Source organism: Rhodothermales bacterium (assembly GCA_034439735.1).
Lineage (GTDB): Bacteria > Bacteroidota > Rhodothermia > Rhodothermales > JAHQVL01 > JAWKNW01.
In genome coordinates, this window is sequence record JAWXAX010000135.1 from 1 (window position 1) to 10481 (window position 10481).

At 63.1% G+C, this 10481-nt stretch carries 7 protein-coding genes; all 7 read left to right on the plus strand.

All coding sequences use genetic code 11. The features are described 5' to 3' along the window. The coding region (locus SH809_10810) for a trypsin-like peptidase domain-containing protein (GenBank protein MDZ4700186.1) at window positions 1-1419 on the plus strand (1419 nt) is incomplete at its 5' end. After that, complete coding sequence (gene aroC / locus SH809_10815) at window positions 1419-2603, plus strand: chorismate synthase (GenBank protein MDZ4700187.1); 1185 nt, start codon at window positions 1419-1421, stop codon at window positions 2601-2603. The genes SH809_10810 and aroC, both read left to right, overlap by 1 nt. Before the next feature lie 135 nt (window positions 2604-2738). After that, window positions 2739-4292: a phytoene desaturase gene (locus tag SH809_10820; GenBank protein MDZ4700188.1), complete on the plus strand. Its 1554-nt coding sequence runs from the start codon at window positions 2739-2741 to the stop codon at window positions 4290-4292. A gap of 228 nt (window positions 4293-4520) precedes the next feature. Next, the gene (locus SH809_10825; protein MDZ4700189.1) at window positions 4521-7178 is read left to right on the plus strand and encodes a valine--tRNA ligase; all 2658 of its coding nucleotides are present in this window, start codon (window positions 4521-4523) and stop codon (window positions 7176-7178) included. Between the two features lie 130 nt (window positions 7179-7308). Beyond that, on the plus strand, window positions 7309-7680 hold the full coding sequence (locus SH809_10830) for an FxLYD domain-containing protein (GenBank protein ID MDZ4700190.1): 372 nt from the start codon (window positions 7309-7311) through the stop codon (window positions 7678-7680). Window positions 7681-7700: 20 nt separating this feature from the next. Then, the gene (locus SH809_10835; protein MDZ4700191.1) at window positions 7701-9191 is read left to right on the plus strand and encodes a sigma-54-dependent Fis family transcriptional regulator; all 1491 of its coding nucleotides are present in this window, start codon (window positions 7701-7703) and stop codon (window positions 9189-9191) included. 102 nt (window positions 9192-9293) lie between these two features. Further along, a partial coding sequence (locus SH809_10840) for a DUF5666 domain-containing protein (protein MDZ4700192.1) occupies window positions 9294-10481 on the plus strand: 1188 nt, incomplete at its 3' end.

Genomic DNA, 10481 nt, shown 5'->3' on the forward strand with positions numbered 1-10481 from the left:
CCTCGCCCCTCCTCCGACTCGATCGCGATGAGCGCGCTGGCCAACCCCATGGCGTTGAGCGAGACTTTCCGGAACGTCGCGACCCTCGTCAAGCCGGCCGTGGTATTCATCCGGGTAGATATGGCCGTCGATGAGTCGCAGCGCCGGTGGCTGCCCAGCTTCCGGGCCCGACGACAGAGCGTCGGTAGCGGCGTCATCATCAGCGAGGACGGCTACCTCGTCACGAACAACCATGTCGTCGACAACGCGGAGGAGATCTGGGTGACGCTCGACGACAAGCGCCAATTTCCGGCGGAGGTGGTGGGTACCGACGCCTCGACGGACCTCGCCGTCATCCGGGTCATCACCGACGAGCGCCTGCCGAGCACCCGCCTCGGGGATTCGGACGAGGTGGCGGTTGGGGACTGGGTGATCGCGATCGGCAACCCGTTCCGGCTTACTTCTACCGTCACCGCCGGCATCGTGAGCGCGCTCGGCCGGCAGGTCAATATCATCGAAGGAGACTTCAGTATCGAAGATTTCATCCAGACGGACGCGGCGATCAACCCCGGCAACTCGGGCGGGGCGCTGGTGAATATGCGCGGCGAACTCATTGGCATCAATACCGCCATCGCCACCGAGAGCGGGTCGTACGAAGGATACGGCTTTGCCGTCCCGACGAATCTGATGGATCGTGTCGCACAGGACCTGATCGCGTACGGCGAGGTGCGACGTGGCTTTCTCGGTGTGGAAATCAGTTCGATCGACGCCGACATGGCGCGTCAGCTGGGCCTCAAACGGATCGGTGGGGTGCTCCTGACCGGGGTACACACCGGGACGTTTGCCCACGAAGCCGGCCTCAAACAGGGCGATGTCGTCCTCACGATCAACGGCCGGCGCGTCGATGCGCCCAACGAATTGCAGCGTACCGTGGCCCGGTTCAGCCCGGGCGACCTGCTCGAAGTGGATGTCTGGCGCGACGAATCCGTCCGCCGCTTCCAGGTCCGCCTCCTCGGCCGCGACGATCCGGGCTACAAGAACTGGCTCACCGAACTGCAAAACCGGCCCCAGCGTCAGGCCCCGTCCTATGAACCCCCGCCCGACGGCGAGGAAGCCGAGACCACATTCGAAGTGAAATCCTGGGGCCTGGGGTTGCAGGCGCTGGGGGATCGGACGCGGACGCGCTTCGGGGTGGACCACGGCGTGTATATCGCGTATGTGGCCAAAGGAAGCTCACCCTCGCTTGCCGGCCTGCCCCGCGATGTCGTGCTCACGGGCCTCAACGACGAGGAGGTGCATTCGCTCGAGACGGCCGTGGGCCTGCTCGAAAAACTGGCTCGCACCGGCCAACCCGTTGTGTTTCAGGTGCGCCGGCAAGACGGCCGCATCGCATTTTACGAATCCGATGTGCCGGTTTCCACCGAGGAGTTGACCCCCTGATGATCCGATACCTCACCGCCGGCGAATCGCATGGCGAGGCGCTTGTAGGCATTGTGGAAGGTGTGCCGGCCGGCGTGCCTCTCCTGGCCGACGACATCAATACCCACCTGGCGCGACGCTGGCTCGGCTTCGGGCGCGGCGGCCGCGCCAAATTCGAAAAAGACCTCGTCCATATCTACTCGGGCGTCCGGTTTTCGAAGACGATGGGCGGGCCCATCGCGCTGCGGCTGGACAACGAAGCCTACCAGAAGGATAAGTCCGGCTGGCCTGAAGTCATGGCCCTCGAGGGCACGGGAGAAGGGATCGAACGCATCACGCTGCCCCGTCCGGGCCATGCGGATCTCGTGGGCGTCCAGAAATACCGGTTCGACGATATTCGCCCGGTCATCGACCGGTCGAGCGCTCGCGAGACGGCCATGCGCGTCGCCTGCTGCACGATCGCCCGTCAGTTTTTGAAACAGGTCGGGATCGAGATCGGCAGCCATGTGCTCCGGATCGGAGGCGTGGGATACGACGACGCCGCCGAGTGGCGCGCGAAGGTAGATGAGGCCACCGCCGGCGGCGCCGAAGGCCTCAACCGCCTGGCGGACACCAGCGAGGTGCGGATGTTGGATCCGGACCTCTCGGCGCGATGCATCGAGCATATCAAGGAAATCAAACAACAGGGCGATTCGCTGGGCGGCCATTACGAGGTAATCGTCACCGGCGTGCCACCCGGGTTGGGCTCGTATGTCCAGTGGGATCGTAAACTCGACGGGCTCCTCGCGCAGGCAATCCTGTCAATCCAGGCCCAGAAAGCCGTGGAGATTGGCGATGGCGTCGCGGCGGCCCGGACACCGGGATCCCGGTTTCACGACCCGATCGACAAAAACGGCGCCGGGTACCCGAGACGGTCGAACCACGCCGGCGGGATCGAGGGCGGCATGTCGAACGGCATGCCGATCGTCATCCGCGGCTTCATGAAGCCCATTCCTACCCTCATCAAAGCCCTCGGAACGGTCGACATCGCTTCGGGCGAGTCCATGCCGACCCGCTACGAACGCAGCGACGTGACGAGCGTGCCGGCCGCATCCACCGTCGCCGAGGCCGTCGTCGCCGTCACCATCGCCAACGCTTTTCTGGAGAAATTCGGCGGGGACAGCCTGGAAGAGATCCTTGAACGGGTGGGTGCATCGAAAGCGTAGCTTTCGATGGTTGGCAGGTTGCAGGTTGGCAGGTTACAGGTTGGTAGGTTGGCGGGCTGCTAGTCACGACCGAATAACCTGGTGTATCGCTCACACTTAACTTGTTAACCTGCGAACCTGCAACTTGCAACCAACATGTCCTGGATCGATGCCCTCGTCCATCGCGCTGACGCGAACCTGAACACCCGGACTACTCCTCTTTCGGTCGCCCCGGATGCGCCCCATGTCGTCGTCATCGGCGCCGGCTTTGGCGGGCTGGCGGCGGCGATCCGGCTCAGCGTACGCGGCTACCGGGTGACGGTGGTCGACCGCCTCGATCAGGCCGGCGGGCGTGGACGGGTGTTCGAGCAGGATGGGTTCACCTTCGACGCCGGCCCCACCGTCATCACGGCGCCCTTTCTGTTCGAGGAACTGTGGAGCCTCTGCGGCCGGCGTATGGCCGACGACGTAGACCTGCGCCCCGTCTCTCCCTTTTACCGCATCCGGTTCGATGACGGGACGTCGTTCGACTACACGGCCGACCCCGACGCGATGAGCCGTGAGATCGCGCGCTTCAGCCCGGGCGATGTCGCGGGCTACCACCGATTCTTCGAAAAAAGCGCGGAGATCTTCAAGGTTGGCTTCGAGGCGCTGGCGCACGTACCGTTCGGGAGGGTGTCCGATATGGCGCGGATCGCGCCGGCGATGGCGGCGCTTGAAAGTTACCGCACGGTGTACGGACTCGTGTCGAAGTATGTCAAACACGAAAAAATCCGCCAGGTGCTCTCGTTCCACCCGCTGCTTGTGGGCGGTAACCCGTTTAATGTGACCTCCATCTACACCCTCATTGCGTTCCTCGAGCGTAAATGGGGCGTTCATTACGCCATGGGCGGCACGGGCTCGATCGTGCGTGGGATGGTCGGGCTGCTGCGCGAGCGGGGCGTGTCGATCCGGCTCGGCGAGGAGGTTAAGGAGATCACACTCGAGGGCCGGCGCGCTACGGGCGTCCGCCTCGCGACCGGGGAAACGATCACGGCCGACCTCGTCGTGTCCAACGCCGACGTGGGCTGGACGTACCGTCACCTCCTGCCCGAGCACAGCCGGACGCGGTGGACAAATCGTCGGATCGAGTCGGCCCGGTACTCCATGAGCCTGTTCGTGTGGTACTTCGGCACGAAGCGCCAGTACCCGGATGTGGCCCATCATACGATCCTGCTGGGACCTCGGTATAAAGCGTTATTGGAAGATATCTTCGAAAAAAAGCGCCTGGCGGACGACTTTAGCCTGTATCTCCACCGGCCCACCGCGACGGACCCCTCGATGGCGCCCGCCGGCTGCGACGCGTTTTATGTCCTCTCCCCCGTGCCGCACCTGGAAAGTGGCGTCGATTGGTCGAAGCAGACGGAGCGCTACCGCAAAGCCATCGAGACGTACCTGTCGCTCTCGATTCTCCCCGGACTCGACGAGACTCTTGTCACCTCGCGCGTGCTCACGCCGCAGGGGTTTCTGGAGGATTATCTCTCGCTGAAAGGAGCGGCTTTCTCGATCGAGCCGGTGCTGACGCAGAGCGCCTATTTCCGACCGCACAACGTCAGCGAGGATATCGAAGGGCTGTATTGCGTCGGCGCCGGCACGCATCCGGGCGCCGGGTTGCCGGGGGTGTTGTCGTCGGCGCGGGTGTTGGATAGCGTTGTGGCGGACGTCGCGTAGGGAGCGGAAGAGGCGCAGGGGGTGGGCAAGGCGTAGAAGAGGCGCACGGTAGCGCCTGTACATGCGCCTGTACATGTGCCTGTACATGCGCCTGTACGGGTCGCGGCGTAGAAGAGGCGCACGGTAGTGCGCCTCTACCGGGAGCGCCTTGGAACATGCTTTGGAGCCATACGGTTTTGTGAGCTTCCCGTTTTGGATCCAACGCCGTGAACAGTGCAGGGAACCTCCATGGCCGTCAAGTTAGCCGCCTACGACCCGCAGACGATTGAGCAAAAGTGGTATGCCTTCTGGGAGGAGAATGGGTATTTTTCGGCCCGACGCGACCCTTCGAAGAAGCCCCACGTGATTGTCATGCCGCCGCCAAACGTGACGGGCCGGCTGCACATGGGCCATGCGCTCCAGGATACCGTGCAGGACGCGCTCACGCGTCTGCGCCGGATGCAGGGGTTCGAGGCGCTCTGGATGCCCGGAAAAGACCACGCCGGCATCGCCACGCAAAACGTCGTCGAGCGCGCCCTCAAGGCCGCCGAAGGCAAGTCGCGCCACGATCTGGGCCGCGAGGCATTCCTTGAAAAATGCTGGGAGTGGGTGGGCGAATACGGGAATATCATTCTTGACCAGAAGCGCCGGCTCGGGGACTCCTGCGACTGGGGCCGCGAGCGGTTCACGTTCGATGACGCCTACGTCAAGGCCGTGCAGCATGTGTTCGTAAAGCTGTACGACGCCGGCCTCATCTATCGCGGCGAATACCTGATCAACTGGTGCCCGGTCGACATGACGGCGCTGTCCGACGAGGAGGTCGACAACATCGAGCGGGACGGCTTCCTGTGGTACATCCGCTACCCGCTCGAGGATGGCAGCGGCCACTTGACCATTGCCACGACGCGGCCGGAGACCCTGCTGGGGGACTCCGCCATCGCGGTCCACCCGGAGGACGAGCGCTACGCGCACTTGATCGGCAAGCGGGCCATCCTCCCCCTGCTCAATCGCCCGATTCCGATCATCGCGGACGAATACGTCAAGCGCGAGTTCGCGGCCGGCGCGCTCAAGGTGACCCCTGCGCACGACAAAAACGACTTCGAGATCGGCCAGAAACACGGGCTGGAATGCATCGGGATCATGAACCTGGATGCGACGATCAACGCGCTGGGCGGGCCGTACGCCGGCTTGGACCGGTTCGTTGCCCGCGAGCGGATCGTGGCGGATCTGGAGGCCCTCGGCCTGCTCGAAAAAACGGAGCCGCACAAACTCACCGTCCCAATCTCCAGCCGCTCGAAGGCCGTCATCGAGCCCCTCATCTCGCGGCAGTGGTTCGTCCGTATGAAGCCCCTGGCGGACCCGGCCGTGGAGGCCGTGCGCAGCGGCAAGATCACCTTTTACCCGAAACGGTGGGAGAACGAATATTACCGCTGGCTCGAAAATATCCGCGACTGGTGCATCAGCCGGCAGCTCTGGTGGGGGCACCGCATCCCGGTGTGGTATCACCCGGATGCGCAGGGCGCCATCGACGAAAGCCGGCCGTTTGTTGTCTCCGTCGAGCAGCCGGAGCCCGGCATGCTCCAGGACGAGGACGTGCTCGACACCTGGTTCTCGTCGTGGCTGTGGCCGTTCGCCACGCTCGGCTGGCCTCAAGAAAAGGAGACTATCCAGCAGGATCTCGCCTATTTCTACCCCGGCCAGGTGCTGGTCTCCGGGTACGACATCCTGTTTTTCTGGATCGCCCGGATGATCATGGCCGGCCAGTATTTCATGGGCGATATCCCGTACCGCGATATCTTCATCACGGGGATGATCAAGGACAAGCAGGGCCGGTGGATGTCCAAGAGCCTCGGCAACGGCATCGATCCGCTGGAGATGATCGAGCAATACGGCGCCGACGCGGTCCGCTTCTCGCTTACGATTCTCTGCGCCCAGGGGCAGGATATCAAGCTGGACCCCACGAAGTTCGAGATGGGCCGCAACTTCGCGAACAAGATCTGGAACGCGTTTAATGTGTTCGGCCAGTTCATGGACGAGGGGGTGGCCTACCGCCGCACGCGTCGGTTCGACGAGCTCGAACTCGTGGAGCGGTGGATGGTCACGCGCCTCAACCAGACGATCGCCGAGGTAAACGAGGACATCGACCGATACCGCCTCAACGACGCCTTGACGAAGATCTACACCCTGTTCTGGGGGGATTTCTGCGACTGGTACCTGGAACTCATCAAACCGCAACAGGGGCAAGCCGTCGCCGGCGAAACGATTGCGCTCGCGATCGAAATCTACGAGAAGCTTCTCCAGCTTTTGCACCCCTTCATGCCCTTTATCACCGAAGACCTCTGGTGGCGGCTGCGGGCGCGGGAAGCCGGCGACGCGTGTATCACGTCCGCCTGGCCGGCCTCGAATGCGGCGGAGATCGATCCCTCGGCACTCGAAGCTCTCGGGTTGATGCAGGCGCTCATCTCCGGCATCCGGAATGTGAAAAACGAATACGGCGTATCGCCAGGGAAGGAGATCGAGGCGATCCTGAACCTGCCGGCGGCCGCGAACGGGTTGCGGCAGACGATGGAGGCTAATAAGCGTTATTTCGATCGGCTGGCCAAGGTGAAAGACCTGAAGGTGGGCGTCGGCCAGGCCAAGCCGAAGGCCAGCGCTTCGGTTGTCGTGGGCGCGAATGAGGTGTACATCCCGCTGGCCGGCATGATCGACCTCGGCATCGAGCGCGACCGCCTCAGCAAGGAGATCGCCCAGAAGGAGCAGTACGTACAGGCCGTCATGAAGAAACTCGGCAACGAGAGCTTCGTCGCCCGCGCGCCGGCAGAGGTGGTGCAGGGCGAGCGCGACAAAGCGACCCAGGCCGAAGACGAACTCGGCCGGCTCCGTGCGAATCTCGCGGACTTGGGGTAAGGGGTGGAATGGTTTAAGGTTCAAGGTTCGAGGATTAAGGGAAAGAGTCCCTTGAACCTTGAACCTGGGACCTTCAGCCCGTGGCGCGTCGTTTGCAGAGCGGGTAAACCTCACCTGTTACTATCCCACGATGAAGATTCCTGCGTTACCTGGATGGTCCGGCGTTGCCGGCGTTTTTCTTGCGCTCCTCTTGTTCGGCGCCTGCGCGGCGCCGGCGGACGAGGCGGTGGAAGCAGCGGCGGTCCTGGTAGAGAATGTGCAGTATACCCTGCTTCCTGGCGGCGCGCGCATCGTTACCGGCACCCTGTTTAATCCGACCGAAGATCCGATCAACAACGCGCAGATCCAGATCTCGCTGTACGACGTCAACAACGTGCGGGTGTCCACCATGAGCGTCACGATCCAGGACGTGTCTCCTGGTTCCCGGAAATCCTTTCGGGAGCCCATCAACACCGATCTCGACGTGCGCGGCGCCAGCGTGAAGAGCGTGCTGGTGCTCTGAGACGCGACTGCAGACAGACCATGAGCGAAGCGCCAGAATCTCCCCGAACCTCCTTTCAGGCGCTGACCGAGATCGCGCTTGTGATCAACTCGATCCAGGAGCCGGCCGCGTTACTCGAAAAGGTGCTTGAAATCGCCATGGACACCCTGCTGGCGGAGCGGGGATTTGTGTTGCTGGAAGACGCTTCGGATCGGCGCGGGTTTACCGTGAAGGCGCAGCAAAACGTAAGCACCCGGCAGATTGACGACCTGATCGACGTCTCTACCAGTGTCGTGCACCGCGTGCTTCAGTCAGGCGAGCCCATCGTGATGGCCGAGGCGCAGGAGGATGAGCGGTTCGCCGGCGCCGAGAGCATCGTCCTGCACCACATCCAGTCCATTGCCTGCGTCCCGCTGAGGATCAAAAACCGTCAGATCGGCGCGGTCTACCTGGACAGCATTAAAAAACGGGGCCGCTTCACGCCGGGCAGCATCCCGTTCCTGACGGCCTTCGCCAACCAGGCCGCGATCGCCATCGAACATGCGCGGCTGCACCAATCCCTGCGCAACGAAAACAGCCAGCTCCGCCAGGAGATCGCTCAGATCAACGGGTTCGACAGCATCATCGGCCAGAGCCCACGCATGCAGGAAGTATTTCGGCTGATTTCGCGTGTGCTGGATACGGACGCGTCGGTGTTGATCGAGGGGGAGAGCGGAACCGGCAAAGAACTCGTCGCCCGCGCCATCCATTACAACGGCGCCCGAAAGGGCAAGCCCTTTGTAGCCCTGTTCTGTGGTTCGCTTCCGGATAGCCTTCTGGAGAGCGAGCTGTTCGGGCATAAAAAAGGGTCGTTCACGGGGGCGACGGGTGATAAAATCGGCCTATTCGAGGCGGCGAGCGGGGGCACCGTGTTGCTCGACGAAGTGGGCGACCTGTCGACGCGGATGCAGACGTCGCTGTTGCGCGTCTTGCAGGAAGGAGAGATCAAGCGGGTGGGGGAGAACGAGGTGCGGAAGGTGGATGTGCGCGTGATTTCGGCCACGAACAAGCCCTTGCGCGACCTGATCAAGTCGAAGGAATTCCGGGAAGATCTGTTCTACCGGCTCAACACCATCTCCATCACCACGCCGGCGCTGCGCCACCGCCGCAGCGACATCCCCCTGCTGGCTCATTTTTTCCTGGAGCGATTCGCCGTCAACCAGCGCTCCTACATCACCGGTTTTACCCCCGAGGCCCTCCAGGCCCTCCAGGCCTTTCCCTGGCCAGGCAACGTGCGCGAGCTCGAAAACACCATCCGCCGTGCCGTGGTCATGGCGCCGCAGGCCCTCATCTCGGTGGAGGATCTCCAGCTGCCGGAGGCCGAGTCGCTCGATGCCTCCGAACCCGGCATCACGCTCAAGGAAAGTGAACGCCGGCTCGTCACCCGCACCCTGAAGGAATACGACGACAACATCTCGGAGACGGCCCGCGTCCTGGGCGTTTCCCGCAGCTGGCTGCACTACAAACTGAAGGAGTGGGAGGCGCCGTCGTGAGGCGTTCTTCGTGAGGATTTGATCGTGGTTGGCTTATCGAATGCACTTCCGGGCCGATGACCCCAGAGTCATGAGTGCACTTCTCTCAACCAACCAAAACGGATGATGAAACCGACCCAGATACGACGGTTTCGTCAGGTAGCTCCTCTGCTCCTCCTGTTTCTCGCGATGTTCGTGGGCAACGCGCAGGCGCAGAGCAACCTGATGTTATCTCGGCAACCTGACTTTTCGACAGAAGATCGTGAGTTCGCCCCGGGCGACACGATCTACATGAAAGTCGATGCGCAGGATGTCGACTACTCCAGCCTTCAATTCAGTGAATTCAGGCTCATCTCTCGGGAAGGCGGCGCCTTTCACAAAGGCCCCTTCGTGAACAACTTCGACCGCACGTTCACAGCTAAGATCGCCGTGGACGACCTCAATCTGGTCGACTATTTCTGGAACTGGGAGGCCGATATCCGCGACCGCGTCGGCCGCTCCTTCAACGTGAAGGTGTTCCTACGTATCGGCGACGCCGGCGACCAACTCGCCGGCCTCGAGATGCGCGGCCTGGTCCAGACGAAGGGTGACGACTCGTTCGTGATGCTCGGACAGGAAGTCCGCGTGGACAACGAGACGCAATACGAGGTTCATTTCTACCCGGCCGCCGGCGACCCCAACAATCCGCAGCCACCGCCCCAGGGCCCCGGCTCGTTTGCGGATGTCCAGGAAAACTACGGCGTCGAAACCCGTGTCGCACGCACCGAAAGCGGCGAGTTGCTCGCCAAACACGTACGGGTCGTCGGGCCATTCAATGTGCCGCGCTTCCTGAACATCAGCGGCCGCGTGCTGGAAGTGGACGAGGCGTCGCAGACGTTTGTCGTCCGTGGCCTCACGATCGGCGTGACCCCGTTCACGGGCTTCGGCGGTGAAGGCTACCGGCCCGACGGGACGAAGGGCGGCGTGAGCGTCGGCCAGCTCGTCCGCGTCTATGGCGATTTCCAGGACGACGGCTCGGTCCAGGCGCACTTTATCGAGTTTCGCCGCGCCGCGCGCCCGGAGCTTGAAGTCCGCGGCCGGCTCACCGATTTCGACGGCGAGTCGTTTGTCGTCCAGGGCTTCACCTTCCGCGTGACGGACGCTACCATCGTGGAGCGCCTCAACAACGGCACCCTGCCCGGTGGTGGTGGGGGCGACGGCACCTGCGATCCGAACAAGGGCGATTGCCCGCCGCCGGCGTGTGATCCGGCGCGTGAGGAGTGCCCGCCGCCGGCGTGTGATCCGGCGCGTGAGGAGTGCCCGCCGCCGGCG